The organism is Nocardia goodfellowii, from assembly GCF_017875645.1.
In the GTDB taxonomy this organism is placed as follows: Bacteria; Actinomycetota; Actinomycetes; order Mycobacteriales; family Mycobacteriaceae; genus Nocardia; species Nocardia goodfellowii.
Genome location: NZ_JAGGMR010000001.1, coordinates 7,749,937 through 7,773,067 on the forward strand (window position 1 = coordinate 7,749,937; position 23,131 = coordinate 7,773,067).

Genomic DNA, 23,131 nt, shown 5'->3' on the forward strand with positions numbered 1-23,131 from the left:
CCCCGAATGAACCGGCGGTGCCGTGCTCCATAGCACGCCACCGCCGGTCCTATACGCAAGATACTGACCCGCACCGCGCTGTCAACGGCTGAGCCGCGAGTTGTGTGTTCGGAATGCCTCCAACAGGGCGATTTTCACGTCTGTGGGCTGTCCTGCCGCGTGGATGACGAAGTCACCGGGACGGTGTTCGTCCCAGAAACTGTTCATCGTGCGCTTCTCCAGAATCTTGACCCGCAGCTCCGGTTGCAGCGCGATCGCGCGCGCCATCGCGGTCTGTTCGTAGAACAGGTCGGTGACGTTCTGTGCCCACGCCAGGCGCAGGAACGCCCGCGTGGCTTCGTTGTTCCGAATGAGGAAGCTGCCCGAATTCAGGCCGAGTTCGTCATGGGTGGCGATGAAGTCGTAGTCGTCGTCGCAGAGCGCCCGCAGATCGAAATCGAAGTTCGTGACAGCCGCGTCCGCGTCGATCCAGTACAACCAGTCGTGATCGTCGAGGTGGCGTTGCACAGCGGGGATTTTCGACCAGTGCGGCGCGCGGTCGCCGGTGAAGACGTCGGTGTAGCCGTAGAAGGCCAAGCCGTGGCGTTCGCAGTAGGCGTACTTGTCCTGCGCGTGTGGCAGGGCCCAGCTCTCGATGTCCGGACTCCACAGGGTGACGATTCCCAGCGGCGTGGCATGCGGCGGCCGGTAACTCCACAGCGGCGGGCCATCGGGTTGGGCGACGGGGGCGGGCGATGGTGCGGAGGGGGTGGCGGGCGCCGGTGCCGGCCGCAACGGCCGGTTCCGGGCCAGCGACTTCGCGTACCGGGGAGACCGGGTGTGTTCGGCGATGACGGCGAGCACGTCGGGACCACTGTTCCAGATATTGCGCTGCGCGCGCACCCACCGAGACGCGGCCCGGCCGATGTCCGCGGCTTCGGCGCGGTGTGCCGCGACCCATCGCAATCGGGTTGCCACATCGGCTGTTTCGGGAACGGCCACCACGCCGTGGGACGCGCCGCCGTAAGGATGTTCATACGGTCGCCAGGTGGCGGGCGCGATCGGCAAGACCAGTTCCCCGGCATCCCGGCACACACCCGATTGACCTTCGCTGTCGAGCGCGACCACCGGCAACCCGGTCGCCATCGCCTCGAGCATCCCGGTTCCGAAAGACTCGTTGCCCAGCGCGAGCAGGACGTCGGCTTCGGCGTACCAGTCGGCCGTAGCGGCGGCCGGCTCGTTCAAGGTGTCGAGGTGGACCCGCGGGTCGCCGGCGATATGACAGTCGGGCCAGCCCTGCCAGGACTTGATGATGAGCCGGGCCTCCGGATCGTCTCGGAATGCCTCCTGCCATCCGGCGATCGCTTGGCGATAGTTGTTGTCCGGCTCGAGGATTCCGACGATAAGGGTGGTGAGGCCCGCACGCCCCGAGCGGTCGCGGTAGGGAAACGCATCGGGATCCACGGCGTCCGGGACGATATAGAGCGGGGTGGTGACGCCGCAGGTGCGGAACACATCCGCGGCGTACTGGCTGGGCACGATCACCGCCCGAGCCTGGTTCAGCCGTTCTACCCAGCGCGCGCAGATGCGCGAACTCTCGCACGCGGTCCGGATGAACAGGTCGGTGCGGCGCAAACAGTCGACCTCGGGACGACTGAGCCAGCCGGAGTAGAGCACCGGCCCATCCACCCGGGCAGAGGACTCGGCGAGCAAACCACGCAGCTCGCGCGAGGTGCCGCGTTGGCCGGTTCCCAGGGGGGCCAGGCTGATACGGGCGCCTGTGCGGTGCATACCGCGCGCCAAATACTCGTTCGCGCTGCCGAATGCCTCGGCGGCAGCGAAGTCACCGACCAGCGTCAGCGGGGCCGTCCTCGGTCGCCACGACCGTAGGCCGCGGACGGCCGCGATCGTATCTACACCGGGATCAGCATTCGCAGGACTTTGTCGTGCTCTTGCCGTAGTTGCGTCCATATCCTTTTCCATATGTCTTCGGGTAACCGTTGCGCCCCCGCTGCGAGACCTGGCCCTTGTTGTCCTCTCGCTGCTGTGAAGGCCACTCGGCCTCGGCGTGGGCGAATTCAGGGAAGACCGCGACAGTCATCGCGGCCACCACACTGCTCGCGGAGAGTCGAAACATAGTGCGACGCGAAAGCATTGAACTTCCTCTCGTCAAGCGCAGACGACGGCGGTGAACCGTTGTCGCTGCGCGCGGCGTAGCACGGCGATTGCCGTGCCGGCTATTCCGGTAATGACCGCCACCACCGCGGCTTGCAGCCATGCGCTCCAAGTCGCCGCCACAGCCAGCGGACTGGCGCCCTGTGCCGCGACGATCCCGATAGCGATCACGAAGACGGCGTTGCGCAGCAGTGCGGGTGGCGAAAGCAATGGGCGCAACCGGCCGAACGCACCGTCGGCAAGGCGGAGCCCGCGAGCGCGCGCCACCCCGATCGCCACGGTGGTCGAGGCCAGCACAAGACCCGCCGCGACAGACCCGCGCGACCCGAACGCGCCGAGCAGCAACAAGATCCCCGCGACCATCTCGGCGATCGGCAGCACCATGGCGATCGGGCGAACCAGTCCGGCGGGCGCGATCTGATGCACTGCCAGCCACACCTGCCGCCAAGTCTCCACCGACCTCAGCACGCCGATCCCGCGAGCGACCAGCAACCCGCCCACGACCAGTCGTACGGTGAGCTCGAAGGCAGTCCACGCCAAACCTTGGGCTGGAACTGATATGACGACCAACACGACTCCCTGAGTTTGCTCGATGCCTGGCAGATGTGATTCGGATCAGCGAGCCGCTTGGATGATACTTATACGCTATGAGTCCGATTTGGCTTTGACGCACCGCGATTCCGCTGCTGAGGCGGCAGCGGACCAGGCTGGATATCTGTTGGAACTGGGTTGGTTACGCACGCTGGGCCGGTCTTGTCCCGGATTACGATTGATAGCAAAGAGTTAGCCGGAACCGTGAGCTGTCGGCTGACCCGGTTCGCATACCAGCCGCGAGCAAGGTATCCGCCGGTGCGTTGACCGAGTGACCTGAACGTCGCTCCCTCGCACCGGGTCTCGAAAACCGACAGCTCCGATACTCTCCGGCGCGGATCCACGCATCTGCCCCGCCGCGACCACAGAATAGCGAGGTCCCCAGCAAGGTCTTCGAGAACGGAGTAGCAATGCTCGCACGACTCGTCAGCACCCTCGCTCTCACCGGTGCGCTGGCCGGCTTGTTCCTGATCTTCACACCGCATGCCACCGCCGCGGGCCTACCGAGCGACGCCGGTTCCGCAACGATGGCCGGGGTGTGCGAGGCGGTTCCGCACAGCTAGCGAGTTGGTCCCGGCTGACCTGAGCGTCGACTTCGCGTGAGCGAGGCGCACGCACGTGAACGCGGCATCGACGCTCAGGACACCATTCAGGACGACCACCATCCGGTGGCGACAGAACCGAGTCGAAGTTCCGCCCTTCGTGTTTTGCCTCGGTCCGGCCGGGTACCGACTACCCGCCGCGGGTTTGCCCGTGGTTAACCACTCCATCAGGATCAACGATGATCAAAAGGAGAGGACGACATGGCAACACCCAGGAGGATCGGAATTTTCTGCGCCGTCGCAGCCGCGGTTGCCGCACCACTGATCGCGGCACAACCGGCGGTATCCGAGCCGATCGGGGGCTGGTGTCCGGCAAGCGAGATGAGGTTCCACACCAACCCCCTCGGCATGAACACGGTGCCCATTCATGGCGGTTTCGACGCCGATATCGGTGGCTGCACCGGCACACCGACCGCCGATGTCGCGCTGCGGACCGAGTTCACCGGTAACGGCAGCTGCAACGACGCCATCGGCCACCTCGAGGGCACCTTGCAGTGGGCCAACGGCGAGACCAGCCGCGTCGCCGGGCAATGGCACGTGCCGGGCGGAAACCCGGCGGCTCCGGTCACGAACGTGCTCAACATCCTGGATGGCCCCGGAACGGGTGGCCGCCTGCACGTGGATCAGGGCCCGGTAGACAGCCAGCCCCTGGTCAACCCCTGCCTCAACGGGACCATGCAGAACGGCAAGATCCCGATCACGAGCATCCACTTCAACTAGAGCGTGGCAAGCGCGGGCACCCGGCGCGAGCCGGGTGCCCGTTGGTGTCCGCGGCATTGACCGAGATATCTAGAACCTGTTCTAATTTTGTCGTGAGTAAATGGGCCGACGGCCGCGTCGATCCCGCCTTCCGGGCAGTGCGCGAAGTCTTCGAAGCCAGCTTCGCGGACGGACGAAACACCGGGGCGGCGGTCGCGGTGTTCGCCAAAGACCGTGCGGTCGTGGATCTTTGGGGCGGGGTGGCGGATCCCCGCACACAGCGGCCCTGGCAGCACGACACTCCCACTGTGACGTTCTCGTGCACGAAGGCCGTCACCGCCACCGCGGCACTCGCCGTCGCGCACACCGGCCAGGTGGACGTGCACGCACCGGTGACAAGCTGGTGGCCGGAATACGGTGTGGCCGGCAAGGAGACGACGACGCTGGCCCACATGTTGTCCCACCGCGCGGGCCTGCCGGCCTTCGACCGCACCATCTCCGCGACGGAGGCCGCCGATCCGGTAGTGATGGCGGCGCTGCTGGCGCGTCAGCAACCCGTGTGGCGACCCGGCTCCCGGCACGGCTATCACGCGTTGACGTTCGGCTGGCTGATCGCCGAATTCATCCGGCGCCACACCGGTTCGACGGTCGGGGAATACGTGCGCCGCCACTTCGGCGACGAATTGTGGATCGGAGCGCCGCCCGAGGTGATCGCACGAGCCGCGCGCGTCGTATTCCCGCCTGCCGACGAACAACGCTGGACCGATCCCGGACCGATCGACGCGGCAACGGTCGCCACAATGGCGCGGGCCTACCAGGATCCCGACGGGTTGGCCATGCGCGCGTCTACCAATCCCGCTGGGTCGTACAACAAGCCGGAGGTGCTGGCCGGAGGATGGCCCGCCGCCGGATTGGTCACCACCGCACGGGCACTGGCCGCGTTCTACCGCGACCTCATCGGTGGTGCGCTACTACCGCCGCGGCTGCTGCGCGCGGCGATCCGGGAACAGGTACGCGGGCCGGACGCGGTGCTGTCACTCGAAAGCGCCTTCGGTCTCGGCTATATGTTGCCGTGCGAAAACCTCATCCTGCCTGAGCCCGCACGGTCCACGACTTTCGGTCATCCCGGCGCGGGCGGCTCGATCGGGCTGGGCGACATCGACAATCAGATCGCGATCGCCTTCACTCCCAATCTGCGCCGTGACTGGCTGGCCGGCGACCGCCGCGCCTACGACCTCGTCGCGGCGATCTACGACGCGCTGTAACCGCACCGCGACGGGGCCTGCGTGAAATGCCCGCGGTGATCACCGCTCCGACAGGCTGGTGCGGAATCGGGCGCGGTAGGCCGACGGGCTGACGCCCAAGTGCCGCAGGAAGACTCGGCGGAGGGACTCGTCGCTGCCCAGGCCGGAGCGGCGGGCGGACCGGGTGACGGACTCACCGGACTCGAGCATGGACTGGGCCGCTTCCAGACGGACGGTTTCGACGAAGGCCGCCGGGGTGGTGTCGAGGTGTTCGCGGAACAGGCGGGTCAGGTGGCGGACGCTCAGGGCGGCGCGGTCGGCCATGGCGGGGAGGGAATGGTCGGCGGCCGGGTCGGCGAGGACGTCGTCGAGAAGGGCACGCAGTGGGTCGTGCCGGGGACGCGGAAGCCGGGAGGCGACCGAGAATTGAGATTGGCCGCCGGGACGTTGCAGGAAGACAACCAGGTCGCGGGCCACCTCCCGGGCGGAATCCGCGCCTTCGTCCTCCTCCACCAGGGCCAGGGCCAAGTCGATGCCCGCGCTCACTCCCGCGGAGGTATAGATCGAACCGTCGCGGACGTAGATGGCGTCCGGTGCGACGGTGATCTTCGGATGCGCGCGGGCCAGTACACCGGTATACCGCCAGTGGGTGGTGGCGCGGCGGCCGTCCAGGACACCGGCCTCGGCCAGGGCGAACGCACCTGTGCAGACAGAGGCGAGGCGGCGGGACGAAGCGGCGAAACCCGGTATGACGTCGACGAGTTCGCGTGGGGCGGGGGCGTGCGGCAACCGGCCCGAGCCGGGGACGATAACGGTGTGCGCGTCCTGGATATCGGCGTAGGAGGCGCCGACCGTCAGGCTGGTACCCGCCGACGCGCGGACCGGTTCGCCGGTGGGCGAGCACAGGACGAGTTCGTAGTCGCCACCCAATTCCGTTGCGGTGCTGAATACTTCCATGGGTGCGGTGGCATCGAGCAGCCGGACGTTTTCGTATACCGCTACCGCGATCATGCGACTCACCACGTCAGCCTAATGGCCGAATCTGTGGGGTTCCCGGCCGGATGGCCATGGTGGAGCGGCGTGGCCGGCGACGAAGCTCGGAGGATGACAACGATCGCTGATATCCGGATTCCCGACAGCAACCTGGCTCGCGAGGCCACCGAATTGGTACGGGAGGCCGCCGCGCCGGTGATCTTCGATCACTCGCGGCGGGTATTCCTGTTCGGCGCACTGCAAGGCCGCCGTCGCGGCCTGGAATTCGATCCAGAACTCCTCTATGTCGGCGCGATGTTCCACGATCTCGGGTTGACCACACGTTATCGAGGTACGACGCAGCGCTTCGAGATCGACGGTGCGGACGAGGCCCGGAAGTTCCTGCGCGCGCACGGGATCGGCGACGGTAGCGCCGAACTGGTCTGGACCGCTATCGCCCTGCACACCACACCGGAGATCCCGGGTCGGATGGCTCCCGAAATCGCCCTGGTGACCGCCGGTGTGGAAGTAGACGTGCTCGGCATCGGATACCACGACATTTCGGCTGAAGCGCGAAACGCGGTAGTGGCGGCGCATCCGCGGCCGGATTTCAAGAAACACATTCTGGCCGCGTTCACCGACGGCATCGCACACCGCCCGGCATCGACCTTCGGCACTGTGAAAGCCGACGTGCTGGCACGATTCTCGCCCGGCTACACCCGGACGAATTTCGTCGAACTCATCGAAGGTTCCGACTGGCCCGAGTGAGTGTCCGTAGAGTCGCGCGGCAGGAACGAATCCGAGAGTGAGGAGTAAGACCGAATGCGTGTCGCTATCCGCCGAGGAATCATCGCCGCCGCGGCCGCCGCCGCGGGCATCGCCGGGCTGGGCCCGGTCGCCGCGGCGCAACCCACGATCTACCACCCGGTGATCACGCCGTGCGGGCATCTGTTCCGGACGCCGTTCGAGGCGCCGCGGCCGAACACCGCGGTGTATTGGAGCCCGTTCGGTACCGCGAATATCGCCTGCTTCGACGACGGTACCGGGATGCGCCGGTTCTATCAGCGAGATCCGGGCGGGGGCTGGCATGACATGAACGAGCTGGCGCCCGGTCAGTTCTTCTTCGTCATCTTCAGTTCGACCGTGCCGAACCAGGCGACCTGGGGGTAGCCGGCTACAACAACGTCCTGGCCAAGAATTCGTCGATCAGGGGCCAGGTCGTCGTGCGGGCTTGCGGGCCGGCGATCAAGGCCAGATGGTTCAGGCCGGGCACCTCGGCGAATTCGACTTCGGCTGCACCGGTGAGGATTTCGACGCCCGGGGCGATGGTGGCGGCGGGGGCGAGGGTGTCCCCGTTGCTGCCGAGCAGCAGGACTCGGCAGGTGAGCTTGCTCAGGTCGATGACGCGGTCGTCGGCCAGCTGGACTTGGCCGCGGGCGAGCTGATTGGCGACGATGAGCTGGCGGTAGGTCTGACGGTAGAGCCGGCCGGGGTAGCCGGGCATGGCGGCGATGAAGCGGTCGATGGCTTCCATCCGCGCCAGGGCCTCGGTGTCCCCGACGTTGCGGGCGATGAAGAGCGGGCGGGTCAGTTCGCGCGACAGGGACATGCCGCGGAAACCGGCCTGCACGAACAATCCGGGTATACCACCGAAAAGATGCGTCGCGTAAGTGATTTCACGACCGCCGGTCATCTTGGCGAACATGCGGACGGGCTTCAGCAGGATGTTGCGGCCGAAGTCCATCGGGGAGCCCAGGGTGGTGACGGAGCCGAGCGGCAGGTCGGCGTGGTCGGCGGCGGTGAGCAGGCTGATGATGCCGCCGAGCGACCAGCCGATCACGTCGACGTCCGCGCCGTCGTGATCGGCGCTGATGTGGGCGACGGCGGACGGGACGATGTCGTCGATCCACTCCTCGAGACCGAGATCTCGGTCGGCGGCGGTGATCCGGCCGTAGTCGATGACATAGGGCTGCCGGCCGGTGTCGAGCAGGAACTGCGCCAGGCTCTGGCCGGGACGCAAGTCGTAGCAGGAGGCGTCGACGGCCAGCGGCGGCACCAGCAGGACCGGATTGCCGGTGGCCGGGGTCGCACGGTCGAAGCGACGCAGCTGCCGGTGCGGGCGGTCGTAGAGTACGGTCGACGGGGTGCGCGTGGGCATTTCGATGCCGCCGCCGAAGGTCAGCGCCCAGCCGTTGCGCAGCGCGGGCGGCAGGCTGGTGATGGACCACGTCATCGGAGGTCGATTCCTCTCGGCGATGGACGGCCGGGCCGCCCCGAAATAGACGTTACAAACAGTAACATATAGCACTGCGCCGCCATCCCAGCAGGTCAAGGCGGGTTGAAATCACTTGTGGGAGTCTACTTTGCGGCGCAGAGTTGACATATGAACTCTGCATCGCAAAGTAATTCGGATGCCGGGGACGCGCGAGTGCTTCTCGGCGACATGGAGACGTTGGCCCGGCGGGGATGGACCTTGGCCGCACCCATGTGGTTCCCGCTGTGGTGTGTGGCCGTAGCCGTCTTGGCCTCGGTGCCCGCGACCTCGCTGCTGGACGGCCGCGACAGCGCCGGCTGGTACTGGATCGTGGTCTCCCCGCTCACCGCGGTGGTCTGCGGCTGGTACTTCGCTCGCCGACCGGCGCAACTGCCGGACGGCCGCGGTGTCGCGGCGCTGCTCACCGGTGTGGCCATGGTGCTCAGCACGCAATTCGTCGGCTGGGTGGTCGCGGGCACGTGGGCGCTGGTCGCGCCGTGGCTGGCGGTGGGATCGGGCCTTGCGGTCTTCGCCGTCGCACTGCGCTCGATGGCGACAGCCGCGGTGGCTCTTGCCGCGATCGGCGTGTCGGTGGCCGTGGCGATCATCCAGCCCGCGAACGGGTATGCCTGGCTTGCCCTGGTCGTCGGCCTCACGGCGGCCGTGGCGGCCGTGGCGGAGTTGGTGCGCGCCGATCCCGGACAGCGGCCATGACCGAGACGCACCCCATCCTCGAGCTGGATGACACTGTGCACCAACGCATTCGACTCGGCATACTCGCGCTGCTGCGCTCCGGGGTGGCCCTGGAGTTCGGGGTACTGCGCGATCAGCTGCGGCTCACCGACGGCAACCTGAACCGGCATCTCAAAGTCCTCGAGGACGCCGCCTTCGTCACCGCCCGGCGCAGCACCGGCCGGGGCCGCCGCAAAACCTGGCTCACGATCACCGACCCCGGGCGCAGCGCTTTCGACGCCGAACTGGCCGCCCTGCGGGCGCTAATCGACGCCGCCGAGCAAGCCTGAGCCCCTACCGCCGGCCGGTTCCCTAGAGTGAGCACCCATGAAGGTCTTCCAGATCGGCGCCGCCGGAGGTATCGGACGCAGGCTCGCGAGCTTGCTCACCGAGCGCGGCGACCAAGTAACCGGGATGTACCGCAATCCGAAGCAGGCCGAGGTCGTTCGCGCGACCGGAGCCACTCCCCTGCCCGCGGACCTCGTCGCCGACTCCGTCGAGGAGTTGGCCGGCAAGATGGCTGGGCACGATGCCGTGGTGTTCTCGGCCGGAGCGCACGGCACCGGCATGGATCAGACCACGTTGATCGACGGCAAGGGCCTGGAGAAGGCCGCCGACGCCGCGAGCCGGGCCGGTATCGCGCGATTCGCGCTGGTCTCGGTGTTCCCGGAAGCGGGACGGGACCGGGAGACATCGGCCGGGTTCGAGCACTACATGCGGGTCAAGAAGACCGCCGATGTCTACCTGACCCGCAGCGACCTCGACTGGCTCATCGTCCGGCCGGGCACGCTCGTCGACGACCCGGGCACCGGCCGCGTCACCGCCGGGCCCGCCATCGAATACGGCACCGTGCCGCGCGACGATGTGGCGGCTTTCCTCGCCGCCGCCTTACACCGCGCGGGACTCGGCCGGGTCATCGTCGAACTCACCGGCGGCGACACTCCGGTAGCCGACGCGGTCGAGCGGCTGAGCGCTACCGCGCACGGCCGCTGACGCCGGCAGCCAACTCCGTCGATCCGACCGCGGCGGCCAGGCGGCGGTGTGATTCGAGTCGGGCGGCGCGGTCGAAAGTGCTGGTATGCACCAGGATTTCGTCCGCGCCGGTCCGGTCGATCAACGACCGCAGCGCGGGCAGCACCTCGTCTTCGGTGCCGTGGATATGCCCGCGCATGCTCTCCTCGAAGATGCCGCGCTGACGGTCCGTCATGACTTCGCGTTCGATGTCCGCCGGGGCGCGCAGCGGCGGGAACTCGCCCCGCGTCCGGGAGTACGCGGCCGACCATGCTTCGGGCATGAGCAGTCTGCGGGCTTGCTCGGGAGTGTCGGCGAGGACCACCGAGGCCGAGACCATGACGTAGGGCGCGTCACCGCCGGGCCCGGCGCGGAAGCCGGCGCGGTACTGCTCGATCGCCGTCACCATGGCCTGCTCGCCGGAGACCGCCGCGATCACCAGCGGCAGGCCGAATCGGGCCGCGCGCTGCGCGCCGGAGCCGGTGGCCAGCAGAAAGGCGGGAATCCGGAGCCCCTCCGCGGGCCAGGCGTGCACGCCGTGCTGTCCACCGGCGAAATATCCCAGCAGCTCGGTCAGCTGAGCGTCGAAATAATCCTCGGCGTCTCCTTTGCCATGCCCCAGTGCCCGCCGCACGCCGTCGGTGAAACCCACCGACCGGCCCAGCCCCATATCGATACGGCCCGGATACAGCGACTCCAGCACGCCGAACTGCTCGGCCACCACCAGCGGTTGGTGATTGGGCAGCATCACGCCGCCGGTGCCGACCCGAATCCGCGTGGTCGCCGCCGCCACCGCCCCGGCCAGCACGGTGGGCGCGGACCCGGCCACCCCCGGCACGCTGTGGTGCTCGGAGACCCAGAACCGGTGATAACCCCACCGCTCCGCGAGTCGCCCGAACTCCACGGTCTCCCGCAGCGCCTCGGGATGGGTCTGGCCCTCCCGGGTGCGCGACCGGTCCAGGATGGAGAAGCGGGTCTCCGCGAACGCCGATGTCATGTCCAAGTCAACGCGTCCGCGCGTCGTTGATTCCGAGCGGCGGTCCCGCCGAGGTGTTCCAGCGCCAGGTCGACACGCCGATCAGCATCCCAGGCGTGCAATACTTCCGCGGCGTCCAGGGCTTCGGCATACGCCGCCGCGGCCCCGGGCAGGCGGCCCGATCTATCCGTCCCGGCGGGTTTCGACGGCGGCCGCGGCCGCGGCGACGACCTCGCGTGGAGTACCGCCGATGTCGATGGTGACGGCGTCGGGCTCGCCGGTCGGCTGTTCGAGGGTGGCGAGCTGGGAATCCAGCATCGAAGCGTGCATGTAATGGTGTTTGCGCTCGACCAGGCGCCGGTGCAGTTCCTCGGGCGAGCCGTGCAGGTAGACGAAGATCAGCGTAGCTTCGGGGTGGCCGGCCACGGCTTGCCGCAAGACATCTCGGTAGGACCGTTTCAGGGCCGAGCAGGTGACCACGGCCGAGCCGCCGGCCTCGACCCGGGCGGAGATCCAGCGGGCGATCGATTCCAGCCACGGCTTACGGTCGGCGTCGGTGAGCGGATGTCCGGAAGCCATCTTCGCGATGTTCTCCGGCGGGTGCAGGTCGTCACCCTCCAGCATCTCCCAGCCCAGGTGCGCGGCCAGGAGGTTGGCGACGGTCGTCTTCCCGGCCCCCGACACTCCCATCACGACAGCGATGCAGGGCCGGATCGCTTCGCTTGTCATGAATCCTCCTCGAACAACTGGCAAAATTACAGCAAATCACCACGTGACCCACCGATAGCGTAGCCAACACCGAATCGAGGTCCCATGCGTGCGCTCACCGTCATTCCCGAGAAGGCCGGGTCGCTGGAGGTCACCGAGGTACCGGACCCGGTGGCAGGTCCGGGTGACCTGCTGGTGCGCGGAATCGCCGTCGGCATCTGCGGTACCGATCGCGAGATCGCCGAGGGCGAGTACGGCTGGGCCCCGGCCGGGCACGAACGTCTGATCATCGGGCACGAGTCGCTCGGCGAGGTGCTCACCGCGCCGGAGGGCAGCGGCTTCGCGGCCGGTGACCTGGTGGCCGGCATCGTGCGGCGTCCCGATCCGGTGCCGTGCGGGGCATGCGCGCACGGTGAATTCGATATGTGCCGCAACGGGCAGTACACCGAGCGCGGTATCAAGCAGATCGACGGCTTCGCCTCGGAACTGTGGACCGTCGAAGCCGACTACGCGGTCGCGCTGGACGCGGCGCTCGGCCGGCTCGGCGTGCTGATGGAGCCGGCCACGGTGGTCGCCAAGGCGTGGGAGCAGATCGAGCGGGTCGGTGCGCGCGCCTGGTACGAGCCCGAGCGCGTCCTGGTCACCGGCGCCGGGCCGATCGGGCTGCTGGCCGCGTTGCTCGGCACCCAGCGCGGGCTCGACGTGCACGTGCTGGCGCTGGGCGACGAGGGGATACAGCCGGCCATGGCCCGGGCCCTCGGGGCGACCTATCACAGTGCTTCGCTGCCCGAGGTGGCCGCCGAGATCGACCCGCACATCATCGTGGAGGCCACCGGCTCGGCGCAGGTCGCGGTGGACGCCATGACGCACAACGCGCCGGCCGGAATCGTCTGTCTCACCGGTGTTTCCCCGGTGGGGCGGCCGGTCACCTTCGATGCCGGCGCCGCGAACCGCAATATCGTGCTGGAGAACGATCTGATCTTCGGGTCGGTGAACGCCAACAAGCGGCACTACCACCAGGCCGCCGCGGCGCTGGCGGCCGCTGACCAGGAGTGGCTGGCCGGGCTGATCACCCGCACGATTCCGCTGGCGCGGGCGACCGAGGCTTTCACTCCCGGCCACGACGACATCAAGGTCGTAGTCGAATTGTGAGCGCGGCGGCGTACCACAGGCTTTCGTGGGTCAACCCATGGATTCCAATGTGCGGCCCTTGGTTTCGCGCACCAGATGACGCACGAACGGAATGGAGACGACCGCCGCGAGCGCGTACAGCCCGTACGCGCCGGTCAGGCTCCAGGCCGACAGCGACGGAAACGACACGGTGATCAGCCAGTTGGCCAGCCACTGCGCACTGGCCGCCACCGACAGCGCGATGGCGCGAATGCGATTGGGGAACATCTCCCCCAGCAGCACCCACACCACCACGCCCCAGGACAGTGCGTAGAACAGCACATAGAGATTGGCCGAGACCAGCGCCACCGTGCCGGGTACCTCGGGCATCGACGGATGGTCCTGTGTCCCACCGACATAGGCGAACATCCAGGCGCAGACGCCCAGCGTCACCGCCATGCCCGTCGACCCGATCAGCAGCAGCGGCTTGCGGCCGACGCGGTCGACCAGCGACATGGCGATCACCGTGCCGACGATATTGATGACCGAGGAAATCATCGACACCAGCAGCGAATTGGAGGTATCGATCCCGACCTGCTGCCACAGCAGCGACGAGTAGTAGAAGATCACGTTGATACCCACCAGCTGCTGCAGCGCGGACACACCGATGCCGATCCACACGATGGGCAGCAGCACACCGCGGCTGTGGCTGAGCAGATCCTTCGGTCCGGAGCGGACTTCGCCGGCCATCGCCGAGCGGATCTCGTGCACGCGCTGATCGAGGTGCGCCGGATCGTCGTTCTCCACGTCCGCGAGCACCTTGCGGGCCTGGTCCTCCTGCCCGTTCGCGATCAGGTAGCGCGGTGATTCCGGAATCAGGAACGCCATGGCCCCGTAGACCAGGGCGGGCACCACCTCGGCGCCCAGCATCCAGCGCCAGGCGGAAAGCCCGTGCAGATCGGCGTCATTGGAGCCGCCCGCGGCCATGTTGATCAGATAGTTGACCACCGCCGAGAGGGCGATACCCAGAACGATCGCCAGCTGCTGGAACGAGGCCAGCCGCCCGCGGTAGGCCGGTGGCGCGACTTCGGCGATGTAGGCCGGGGCCACCACCGAGGCCGCGCCGATGGCGATTCCGCCGACGAAACGCCACACCGTCAGATCGGCGTCCCCGAAGGCGAACATGCTGCCCAGACCGCTGATCGCGAACAACAGCGCGCTGAGCTGCATGACGCGTGTGCGTCCGTAGCGATCGGCCAGCCAGCCCGCGGTCAGCGCCCCGGCCGCCGCACCCGGTAGCGCGGCGGCGACGATGAAGCCCATGGTGGCGGAGGAGACGCCGAAGTCGGATTGGATGCCGGTGACCGCGCCGTTGATGACCGAGGAGTCGTAGCCGAAGAGGAAGCCGCCCATGGCCGCCGCGGCGGCGACGAACACGACGTTCGGCCCGATGGCTCCGGGTTCGGCGTTGGCGTCCGGATGCGGCCGCCGGACGCGGGGCAGGTCGCTCATCGGCCCGAGTCGATTCGTTCCCAGCCGCGCTGCGGCGCACGCTCGGCGAGCTGCCGCGGATCGCGGGTGCGATAGATGATGTAGGGCCGGAACAGATATTGCATCGGCACGCTGAACATGTGGACCAGCCGGGTGAACGGCAGCAGGGCCAGCAGGGCCATCCCGATCACCGCGTGGATGTGAAAGGCCAGGGGCGCCTGCGCCATCAGATCGACCTCGGGGCGCAGCAGGAAGATACTGCGCGCCCAGGGTGCGATCGTGGTCCGGTAGTCGTAGCCCTCGTCGAGGCTGGAATGGGTCAGCTTGGCGAACAGGCCACTGGCGATCGAAGCCACCAGTACCACGTACATGAGCTTGTCGTTGCGGGTGGTGACGTGGAAGACGGCGGTCTGGGTGCGGCGGCGATAGACCAGCATGCCGATGCCCACGATCGCCAGAACGCCGGCCGCGGTGCCCGCGAACAGTGACAGCAGGTTGTAGGCGTGCTCGCCGAAGTGCAGCGCGTCGGTCCAGCCGGCCGGGATGAACAGGCCCATGACGTGGCCGACGAAGACGAACAGGATGCCGTAGTGGAACATCGGCGAGGCGATGTTGAGCAGCCTGGATTCGTACAGTTCGGAGGAGCGCGTGGTCCAGCCGAATTTGTCGTAGCGGTAGCGCCAGGCCAGGCCGGTGGCCAGCAGGCCGATGACCAGGTAGGGCAGCGCACCCCACAGGAAGATGCTCATCGATGGTCTCCTGTCAGCAGGGGAAGCATTCCGAGGTGGCCGTAGGGCTCCAAACCCACGGTCTCGCGGGGTGGGCCGGTGCGGGCCATGGCGCGGGCCTGCGCGCGGTCAGTGGGTGACGCGCCGGGCAACGTGGCGCAGACGCCGGTCAGCACGGCGGCGTAGTCGTTGTCGTGTTCGCTCAAGCCGATGCGCAGCAGTTCCAGCGCCGGTCGATGCTCGACCAGCAGGGCGTCCGTGCGGGCCAGGGCGCTGAACTCGAGGACGGCGGGCAGGTAGTCGGGCAGTTCGGCACCGTCGAAATCGAAACCGTATGCGCGATAGCGGTTCTTGAATCGCACCAGCGCCCGGCCGCGGTTCCGGGTGTCGCCGTCGCTCCACCAGGTCAGGTACAGGCTGTGCCGAGTGCTGAAATCGAAGGTGTCCACGTAGCTCGCGGTGCGCTGCGCTTCATCGAGTTCCGCTGTAGCGCTGAGGAACTCGCGCAGCCGGGCCGCCGCGGGATGCCGGAGCGGTTGCAGGGCCCGAGCGAATCCCGCCAGGTCCGCGGTGAATTCGGCATCGGGGTAGGCCAGGCACGCGGCCGCCACCCGGTACACGATCGCGAGGTCGTCACCGATGCGGTTCATGGCCTCGGCTCCTCCGGAGTGTCCGCGGTCTGTTGTTTGCGCATGGCGTGGAAACTCTCGATGGTCACCAGCGGCAACGACTTGCGCCCCGACCCGGTGCCGAAGGATCCGTCCTCGGACATGCCCGGCCCGCCCTCGGTCTCGAGGCTGCAACCGCTGCCCACCGCGGCCTCCTCCAACTGGTGCGCCTCGGACATGGCCGCCGTCGGAATCACATACCGGTCTTCGTATTTCGCGACAGCGAGCAGGTGGAACATCCGCTCTATCGCCGCGGCCGTCATGCCCACGGCCGCGGCCTTGTCCTCGGTGACGGTGCGACCGAGATTGAGGTCCGCCATGTGCGACCGCATGGCCGCCAGGCGGTCCAAGCTGAGGCGCACCGGGGCGATATCGCCGGCGGTGAACAGTTCGGCCAGGTATTGGATCGGGATGCGCAGCGCGTCGATCGCGCCGAACAGGTTGCCGGCGTCCTCGCCGTCGAAACCGCTGTCCGCCACCGCGTCCACCACCGGGGACAGCGGTGGGATGTACCAGACCATCGGCATGGTGCGGTATTCCGGATGCAGCGGCAATGCGACCCGGTACTCGCTGATCAGGGCGTATACCGGTGAACGCCGGGCGGCCTCGAGCCACTCGCGGGAGATGCCGTCGCGTGCCGCGGCGCGACGGACCTCCGGATCCTCCGGATCGAGGAAGCAGGCCAATTGCGCGTGGTAGAGCTGCTTTTCATCCGCGGTGGCGGCGGCCGCGGTGACCTGATCGGCGTCGTAGAGCATGACGCCGAGGTAGCGCAGCCGGCCCACGCAGGTCTCCGAGCACACGGTGGGCAGGCCGACCTCCACCCGCGGATAGCAGAAGGTGCACTTCTCGGCCTTACCGGTCTTGTGGTTGAAATAGATCTTCTTGTACGGGCAGCCGGTGACGCACTGCCGCCAGCCCCGGCACTGATCCTGATCGACCAGCACGATGCCGTCTTCGGCGCGCTTGTAGATGGCCCCGGACGGGCAGGCCGCCACACAGGACGGGTTGAGGCAGTGCTCGCAGATCCGCGGCAGGTAGAACATGAAGCTCTCTTCGAAGGTGAAGCGAATCCGCTCGCCCACCTCCTCGCGCATCCGCACCACATTCGGGTCGTCTTGCCCGTACTCGGCCGCGCCGCCCAGGTTGTCGTCCCAGTTGGCCGACCATTGCACGGACATCGGCTTACCGGTGACCAGCGAGCGCGGCGGCGCGACCGGATAGTCGTCACCCAGGGGCGCGTCGGTGAGGTTGCGATAGTCGTAGGTCCACGGCTCGTAGTAGTCGCGGATGGTGGGCAGCACCGGATTGGCGAAGAGACTGGCCAGCTTCCAGGCCCGCGAGCCCTGCTTCAGCTTCAGTTTGCCGCGCCGGGTCAGCGTCCAGCCGCCCTTCCACCGCTCCTGATCCTCGTACCGGCGCGGATATCCTTGGCCCGGACGGGTTTCCACATTGTTGAACCACGCGTACTCCATGCCGGAGCGGTTGGTCCAGGTCTGCTTGCAGGTCACCGAGCAGGTATGGCAGCCGATGCACTTGTCGAGATTCATCACCATCGCGATCTGTGCCATCACACGCATCAGAACGAAACCTCCTGGGTGCGGCGGCGGATCACGGTGATCTCGTCACGCTGGTTGCCGGTCGGTCCGAAATAATTGAAAGCCCAAGACAATTGGGCGTAGCCACCGATCAGATGCGTCGGCTTGAGCAGCACCCGGGTCAGCGAATTGTGGATGCCGCCGCGGCGGCCGTCGGTGTCGGACTTCGGGACGTTGATCGTGCGTTCCTGCGCGTGGTGCATGTACACCGTCCCGCGCGGCATCCGCGGCGAGACGATGGCCCGCGCCACCACCACGCCGTTCCGGTTCACCGCCTCGATCCAGTCGTTGTCCGCGACGCCGATGGCCTCCGCGTCTTCCACCGACATCCAGATCGCTTGTCCGCCACGGGAAAGCGACAGCATGAACAGGTTGTCCTGATACTCCGAGTGAATGGACCACTTGTTGTGCGGTGTCAGATAGCGGACCGTCACCTCGTGCTGGCCGTCGGGGCCGCGCGCGGGTTCGCCGAACAGCCGCCGCATATCCAGCGGCGGCCGGTACACCGGCAGCGCCTCGCCCAGCTCGTGCATCCAGTCGTGATCGAGGAAGAAATGCTGGCGGCCGGTGAGGGTGTGCCAGGGCTTGAGGTGCTCGGTATTGAGCGTGAACGGCGCGTACCGCCGCCCGCCCGATTCGCTGCCCGACCACTCCGGTGAGGTGATGACCGGCACCGGCGCGGCCTGGGTGTCGGCGTAGGTGATGCGCACACCCTCCTTCTCCGCCGCCAGGTGTGCCATGGGCTGTCCGGTGCGCCGCTCCAGGGTCTCGAAGCCCTGAACCGCCAAGCGCCCGTTGGTCGTTCCGGACAGGGCGAGAATCGCGTTGGCGGCTTTCAGATCGGTGTCCAGCGCGGGGCGTCCGGCGGCGATACCCTCGGCCACCACACCGTTGCGGGCGCGCAGATAGTCGATCTCGGCATCGGGACGCAGCATGATGCCCTTGGCCGGTAGGCCCAGCTTCTCGGCCAGTGGGCCCAGCGAAGCGAATTTCGTCGCGATGGCGGTGTAGTCACGTTCCACCACCGCCAGCGCGGGCATGGTTGTGCCGGGGATCGGAGCACAGTCGCCCGCACGCCAATCCAGCGCGACGCCGCCGGGCTGGGCGGTCTCCCCGGCGGTGTCGTGCTGCAGCGCCGTGGCCACCACATCGTGACGAGTGCCGAGGTGCCCGGCCGCCAGCTCGCTCAGTCGCGCGGCCAGATCGTAGAAGGCGTCGAAATCGGTGCGCGCCTGCCAGGGCGGATTCACCGCCGGTGCGAAGGAATGCACGTAGGGGTGCATGTCCGTGGACGACAGGTCGTGCTTCTCGTACCAGGTCGCGGCGGGCAGCACGACATCCGAGAGCATGGTCGAGGAGGTCATGCGGAAGTCGAGTGTGAGCAGCAGATCGAGCTTCCCCTCCGGTGCTTCGTCATGCCACACCACATCCCGGGGGCGGGCACCCGGCGGCGCTTGTTCGGCGCGCAGCGAGGAGTGCGTCCCCAGGAGGTGCTTGGTGAAGTACTCCGCGCCTTTGGCCGAGGAGCCCAGCAGGTTGGACCGCCACAGCGTGAGCACCCGCGGCCAGTTCCGCGGTGCGTCCGGGTCCTCGCACGCGAAACCCAGTCGGCCGGTGCGTAATTCGTCCACCACATAGTCGGAGACGGCGGTACCGGCGGCGGCCGCCGCGTCGGCCAGGTCGAGCGGGTTGCGATCGAAAGTCGGATACGACGGCATCCAGCCCATCCGCGCCGACTGGGCCAGCACGTCGGCTCCCGTCATCCCGGTGAAGCGGCCCGTACCCAGCGGCGAGGCCAGGACATCGGCGGTGAATCCGTCGTAGCGCCACTGATCGGTATTGGTGAAAAACCATGCGGTGCCGATCATCTGACGCGGCGGCCGAGACCAGTCGTTGGCCGAGGCCAGTGTGGCCCAACCCGTCACCGGCCGGCACTTCTCCTGGCCGACATAGTGCGCCCAGCCGCCGCCGTTGCGCCCTTGGCAGCCGGTGAGCAGCAGCAGGGACAGGAACGCGCGGTAGATCGTCTCGGAGTGGAACCAGTGGTTGGTGCCCGCGCCCATGAGGATCATGCACCGGCCCCGGGATTCCGCGGCGACAGCGGCGAACTCGCGCGCGATCTTGATTGTGCGCGCCGCCGGGACGGACGTGATCCGCTCCGCCCAGGCGGGTGTGCAGGCTGCGTCGGCATCGGCGTACGAACTCGGCCAGTCACCGGGCAAATCCGTTCGGGCGACACCGTATTGGGCCAGCAGCAGATCGAAGACGGTGGTCACCAGCGGCCCGTCCGCGCGCAGACGCCGCGCCGGCACACCGCGCCGCATCGTCGCGCCGCGGCCCTGCCCGTGCGCGCCGCCCTCGGTGTCGAAGCGCGGCAGCATCACCTCGACCCCGCTGCCGCGGCCGTGCAGGGACAACAGCGGGCGAACCTGATCGAGATCCAGATTCCAACGGCCCGTGCCGGATTCGGTCCACCGGAAACCGAGCGAACCGTTCGGCACCACCGGTTCGCCGCTGGTCTCGTCCAGCAGCACCGTCTTCCACCGCGCGCCCTCCCCCGTGTCCCCCAAGTCGGCCGCGCGCACGAACTTGTCCGGGACATACCCGCCGTCGCGTTCCACCAGGGTCACCAGGAACGGCAGATCGGTGAACTGCCGGACATAGTCGTCGAAGAACGGCACCTGCCGGCCCACGAAGCATTCCCGGAGCACCACGTGCCCCATCGCCAGAGCCAACGCGCCGTCGGTGCCCGGATGGGGGTGTAGCCATTCGTCGGCGAATTTGGCGTTGTCGGCGTAGTCGGGGGCGACGACCACGACTTTCTGCCCGCGGTACCGAGCTTCGGCCATCCAGTGCGCGTCCGGCGTCCGGGTCACCGGGACGTTGGAACCCCACATCATGAGGTAGGCCGCGTCCCACCAGTCGCCGGACTCGGGGACATCGGTCTGATCGCCGAACACCTGCGGTGAGGCGACCGGCAGATCGGCGTACCAGTCGTAGAACGACAGCATCGGCGCGCCGATCAACCCCATGAACCGGGCTCCGGCGGCATGCGAAACCATCGACATGGCGGGAATCGGCGAGAACCCGGCGATCCGGTCCGGGCCGTAGTTCTTGATCGTGTGTACGTGTGCGGCGGCGGCGATTTCGATCGCCTCGTCCCAGGTGGCGCGCACCAGACCGCCCTTGCCCCGGGCCCGCTGGTAGCGTCGCCTGCGCTCCGGGTCGGCCTGAATGTCGGCCCAGGCGCGAACCGGGTCGCCGAGGCGCCGGCGGGCCTCGCGGTACATCTCCAGCAGCACACCGCGGACGTACGGGTAGCGGACGCGGGTCGGCGAATAGGTGTACCAGGAGAACGACGCACCGCGCGGACAGCCACGCGGCTCGTACTCGGGACGGTCCGGTCCGACCGACGGATAGTCGGTGGCCTGGGTCTCCCAGGTGATGATGCCGTCTTTGACGTAGACCTTCCAGCGGCACGAACCGGTGCAGTTCACCCCGTGGGTGGAGTAGACGATCTTGTCGTGGCTCCACCGATCGCGGTAGAACACATCGCCTTCGCGCCCGCCCTCGATCTGTTCGCTGTGCAGGTCGGCCGCGGGTGCGCCGGGACGGAACCAGCGCGCCGAGCGCAGCAGCAGTTCACCGGTTTCGCCTGGACCGGCGGCCGGGGGGCTCACCATGTCTGACCCATGCCCATCATCCCTTTCCCTCGGCGCGCCAGCGGGTGCCGCCGCTGTGGAAGCCGGTATCAAGCAACAGCAATTGGGTAGCAACAGGACTCGCCAGTCGAGTCAAGCACAGAAGAATGCCGGGATTTACGGGCCACGCCGGACGATCGCCGAGGGGCGGACACGGCGGTTCCGCCGCACCCGTGAGATGCGACGGAACCGAAACGAGCGCGGGATCAGTGGCCGACTACGACCAAAATGTACTGCTGGGTCGGATCGTTCTGCGCCGGTCGGCTGACGACGCTGTAATCCTTCTCGGCGATCTCGTGAGCATCCACATAGCGATTGTTGGACGCCTGCTGGATCGTGTACTTGCCGCCGCCGATGGACCGGATATGCCAGAGCTGGGTCGGATTGTTCTGCGCGGGCCGGGTGACCAGACGATAGTCCAGGGATTCGATCTCGTGCGCGTCCAGATAGCGGTGGCTGCTGACCTGCTGCACGGTGCCGGTCCCGGTCCCGCTGTCGTCCCAGTTGATCCGCCACTGCTGGCTGGCGTCTCCCTGCTTCGGCCGGGTGACCACGTTGTAGTCGTGCGTGCCGTCGGCCCAGGCGTCGAGATACCGCCCGCTGGAGACCTGCTGGATGGTGACGACGTCGTCCGCCTGTTCGGCGTGCGCGGTGGCGGGGACAGCGACGAGGCCGGCGGCGGTGAGGGCGCCGATGAACAGTCCTGCGGCGGCGCGGCTGATGAAGTGTGTCAAGTGCGGATCTCTCTGGGCGAGGGTGCGATGTGCCTGTACGAACAATGTTCGAGCAAACGCACCCGCCGCAGAAGGCACCCTGGGGCGGTCGCCGTCCCGCCCGGGGGTGCGGAAATCACCCCCGAGAGTGGCCGCGGTCCCCGGTCAGGCGTGCAGTGCCGCGACCAGTTCGGTGAGGTTCGCGGGTGAGATGTCGTAACCCGGGAAATAGCAGCAGATTTGGGTGGCGTGCGAACCGAAGCGGTCGCGGATCCGGGCGGCGCATTCGGCCGGAGTGCCGACGACGGCGAGGGTGTGCAGCATGCGATCGTCGATCAGGGCGGACATGTCGGGGAAGGCGCCGCGGCGCGCCATGGCGGCGAGGGTCGGTTGCTTGTCCTGCCAGCCCTCCACCTCCAGGACCGGGACATAGTTCGGGGTCGAAGCGTAGAAGGCCACGAGCCTGCGGACTCCTGTTGTCGCGGCCGCCAATTCGGCATCGTCACGGCCGGTGGCGACGATCACCTGCGGGATTATCTCGAAGTCGCCGGGCGTACGGCCGGACTCCGCGAGGCCGCGTTCGACGGCGGGCAGGGTGCGTTCCTCGAAGTGGCGTTTGCTGTTGAACGGCATGACGAGCAAGCCGTCGGCGACGGCCGCGGCCGCGGTGGTCATCACCGGGCCCAGCGCGCCGAGTTGGATCGGGGGCGGCCCGTACGGGTTCGGGCCGGGGTCGAAGTAGGGGGACATCAGGGTGTGCGAGGTGAACTCGCCGCGGTAGTCGAGCCGCGAATTGCCTTCCCACGCCTCGAAAATTGCTTTGACGGCGCGGACGGTGTCGCGCATCCGGGCAGCGGGCCGGGACCAGGTGGCGCCGTAGCGGCGCTCGATGTGGGCGCGGACCTGGGAGCCCAGACCGAGGCGGAATCGGCCACCGCTGACCGTTTGCAGGTCGTAGGCCGAGTGCGCCAGGTGCAGCGGGCTTCTGGGCAACGCGATGGCCACATTGGTGAACAGCGCGAGGTCCACCGCCTGCGCGGCCATGAGCAGCGGGAAGAACACGTCGTGCTGACCTTCGAAAGTGAAGAGTCCGTCGATGCCGCATGCGGCGAGATCCGTTGCGCGGCGGGCGGCTTCGCCCGGGGCGGCATCCAGCTGAACGTGTACCTGGTACGACAT

At 67.8% G+C, this 23,131-nt stretch carries 22 protein-coding genes; 9 read left to right on the forward strand and 13 right to left on the reverse strand.

The window, feature by feature from the left end; genetic code table 11:
- Positions 1 to 81: 81 nt before the first annotated feature.
- Together BJ987_RS35930 and BJ987_RS35935 are read right to left on the reverse strand one after the other, a co-directional pair.
- The gene (locus BJ987_RS35930; RefSeq protein WP_209897467.1) at positions 82 to 1,770 is read right to left on the reverse strand and encodes a glycosyltransferase; all 1,689 of its coding nucleotides are present in this window, start codon (positions 1,768 to 1,770) and stop codon (positions 82 to 84) included.
- Positions 1,771 to 2,148: 378 nt separating this feature from the next.
- On the reverse strand, positions 2,149 to 2,724 hold the full coding sequence (locus tag BJ987_RS35935) for a MauE/DoxX family redox-associated membrane protein (protein WP_209897468.1): 576 nt from the start codon (positions 2,722 to 2,724) through the stop codon (positions 2,149 to 2,151).
- A 431-nt stretch (positions 2,725 to 3,155) separates the two neighbouring features.
- Here BJ987_RS35935 and BJ987_RS35940 point away from each other — a divergent pair, with 431 nt between their 5' ends.
- The 3 genes from BJ987_RS35940 (at position 3,156) to BJ987_RS35945 (ending at position 5,311) form a co-directional block, all read left to right on the forward strand.
- Entirely contained in the window at positions 3,156 to 3,308 is a 153-nt protein-coding gene (locus BJ987_RS35940) for a hypothetical protein (RefSeq protein ID WP_209897469.1), read from the forward strand.
- Positions 3,309 to 3,548: 240 nt separating this feature from the next.
- Positions 3,549 to 4,067, forward strand: coding sequence for a hypothetical protein (locus tag BJ987_RS37650; protein ID WP_245366286.1), 519 nt, complete (start codon positions 3,549 to 3,551; stop codon positions 4,065 to 4,067).
- Positions 4,068 to 4,159: 92 nt separating this feature from the next.
- Positions 4,160 to 5,311, forward strand: a complete 1,152-nt coding sequence (locus BJ987_RS35945; protein ID WP_307869860.1) for a serine hydrolase domain-containing protein — start codon at positions 4,160 to 4,162, stop codon at positions 5,309 to 5,311.
- Positions 5,312 to 5,350: 39 nt separating this feature from the next.
- Here BJ987_RS35945 and BJ987_RS35950 read toward each other — a convergent pair whose 3' ends face one another.
- Entirely contained in the window at positions 5,351 to 6,301 is a 951-nt protein-coding gene (locus BJ987_RS35950; protein WP_209899670.1) for a GlxA family transcriptional regulator, read from the reverse strand.
- 93 nt (positions 6,302 to 6,394) lie between these two features.
- Between BJ987_RS35950 and BJ987_RS35955 the strand changes: the two genes are divergently transcribed.
- Positions 6,395 to 7,030: an HD domain-containing protein gene (locus tag BJ987_RS35955; protein ID WP_209897471.1), complete on the forward strand. Its 636-nt coding sequence runs from the start codon at positions 6,395 to 6,397 to the stop codon at positions 7,028 to 7,030.
- 54 nt (positions 7,031 to 7,084) lie between these two features.
- On the forward strand, positions 7,085 to 7,432 hold the full coding sequence (locus tag BJ987_RS35960) for a hypothetical protein (protein ID WP_209897472.1): 348 nt from the start codon (positions 7,085 to 7,087) through the stop codon (positions 7,430 to 7,432).
- A gap of 4 nt (positions 7,433 to 7,436) precedes the next feature.
- Here BJ987_RS35960 and BJ987_RS35965 read toward each other — a convergent pair whose 3' ends face one another.
- Positions 7,437 to 8,495: an alpha/beta fold hydrolase gene (locus tag BJ987_RS35965; RefSeq protein WP_209897473.1), complete on the reverse strand. Its 1,059-nt coding sequence runs from the start codon at positions 8,493 to 8,495 to the stop codon at positions 7,437 to 7,439.
- Between the two features lie 150 nt (positions 8,496 to 8,645).
- Between BJ987_RS35965 and BJ987_RS35970 the strand changes: the two genes are divergently transcribed.
- Genes BJ987_RS35970 through BJ987_RS35980 form a run of 3 tightly spaced genes read left to right on the forward strand, consistent with a single transcriptional unit; the run spans position 8,646 to position 10,241 of the window.
- Entirely contained in the window at positions 8,646 to 9,230 is a 585-nt protein-coding gene (locus BJ987_RS35970; protein ID WP_209897474.1) for a hypothetical protein, read from the forward strand.
- A complete protein-coding gene (locus BJ987_RS35975; RefSeq protein ID WP_209897475.1) occupies positions 9,227 to 9,538 on the forward strand; it encodes a transcriptional regulator in 312 nt (103 codons plus the stop codon). Before BJ987_RS35970 ends, BJ987_RS35975 begins: the two co-directional genes overlap by 4 nt.
- Before the next feature lie 37 nt (positions 9,539 to 9,575).
- Entirely contained in the window at positions 9,576 to 10,241 is a 666-nt protein-coding gene (locus BJ987_RS35980) for an NAD(P)H-binding protein (RefSeq protein WP_209897476.1), read from the forward strand.
- On the opposite strand, the gene BJ987_RS35985 is transcribed toward BJ987_RS35980, so the two are convergent.
- Together BJ987_RS35985 and BJ987_RS35990 are read right to left on the reverse strand one after the other, a co-directional pair.
- Complete coding sequence (locus BJ987_RS35985) at positions 10,222 to 11,256, reverse strand: LLM class flavin-dependent oxidoreductase (protein WP_209897477.1); 1,035 nt, start codon at positions 11,254 to 11,256, stop codon at positions 10,222 to 10,224. The two genes, BJ987_RS35980 and BJ987_RS35985, sit on opposite strands and share 20 nt — an antisense overlap.
- Positions 11,257 to 11,418: 162 nt before the next feature.
- Positions 11,419 to 11,964 (reverse strand): gluconokinase, encoded by a 546-nt coding sequence (locus tag BJ987_RS35990; protein ID WP_209897478.1) that lies wholly within the window; start codon positions 11,962 to 11,964, stop codon positions 11,419 to 11,421.
- 84 nt (positions 11,965 to 12,048) lie between these two features.
- Here BJ987_RS35990 and BJ987_RS35995 point away from each other — a divergent pair, with 84 nt between their 5' ends.
- Positions 12,049 to 13,095: a glucose 1-dehydrogenase gene (locus tag BJ987_RS35995; RefSeq protein ID WP_209897479.1), complete on the forward strand. Its 1,047-nt coding sequence runs from the start codon at positions 12,049 to 12,051 to the stop codon at positions 13,093 to 13,095.
- Positions 13,096 to 13,125: 30 nt separating this feature from the next.
- Here the strand turns inward: BJ987_RS35995 and BJ987_RS36000 are convergent, their stop codons facing one another.
- From BJ987_RS36000 to BJ987_RS36030, 7 genes are all read right to left on the reverse strand, one after another.
- Positions 13,126 to 14,565 (reverse strand): sugar porter family MFS transporter, encoded by a 1,440-nt coding sequence (locus tag BJ987_RS36000; RefSeq protein ID WP_209897480.1) that lies wholly within the window; start codon positions 14,563 to 14,565, stop codon positions 13,126 to 13,128.
- On the reverse strand, positions 14,562 to 15,293 hold the full coding sequence (gene narI / locus BJ987_RS36005; RefSeq protein WP_209897481.1) for a respiratory nitrate reductase subunit gamma: 732 nt from the start codon (positions 15,291 to 15,293) through the stop codon (positions 14,562 to 14,564). The genes BJ987_RS36000 and narI overlap by 4 nt, the downstream gene beginning before the upstream one ends.
- Positions 15,290 to 15,922 (reverse strand): nitrate reductase molybdenum cofactor assembly chaperone, encoded by a 633-nt coding sequence (gene narJ / locus BJ987_RS36010; RefSeq protein WP_209897482.1) that lies wholly within the window; start codon positions 15,920 to 15,922, stop codon positions 15,290 to 15,292. The genes narI and narJ overlap by 4 nt, the downstream gene beginning before the upstream one ends.
- The gene (gene narH, locus BJ987_RS36015) at positions 15,919 to 17,520 is read right to left on the reverse strand and encodes a nitrate reductase subunit beta (protein WP_209897483.1); all 1,602 of its coding nucleotides are present in this window, start codon (positions 17,518 to 17,520) and stop codon (positions 15,919 to 15,921) included. Before narH ends, narJ begins: the two co-directional genes overlap by 4 nt.
- Positions 17,520 to 21,221, reverse strand: coding sequence for a nitrate reductase subunit alpha (locus BJ987_RS36020; RefSeq protein WP_209897484.1), 3,702 nt, complete (start codon positions 21,219 to 21,221; stop codon positions 17,520 to 17,522). The genes narH and BJ987_RS36020 overlap by 1 nt, the downstream gene beginning before the upstream one ends.
- A gap of 224 nt (positions 21,222 to 21,445) precedes the next feature.
- Positions 21,446 to 21,973 (reverse strand): RICIN domain-containing protein, encoded by a 528-nt coding sequence (locus tag BJ987_RS36025; RefSeq protein ID WP_209897485.1) that lies wholly within the window; start codon positions 21,971 to 21,973, stop codon positions 21,446 to 21,448.
- 144 nt (positions 21,974 to 22,117) lie between these two features.
- Complete coding sequence (locus tag BJ987_RS36030; protein WP_209897486.1) at positions 22,118 to 23,131, reverse strand: TIGR03617 family F420-dependent LLM class oxidoreductase; 1,014 nt, start codon at positions 23,129 to 23,131, stop codon at positions 22,118 to 22,120.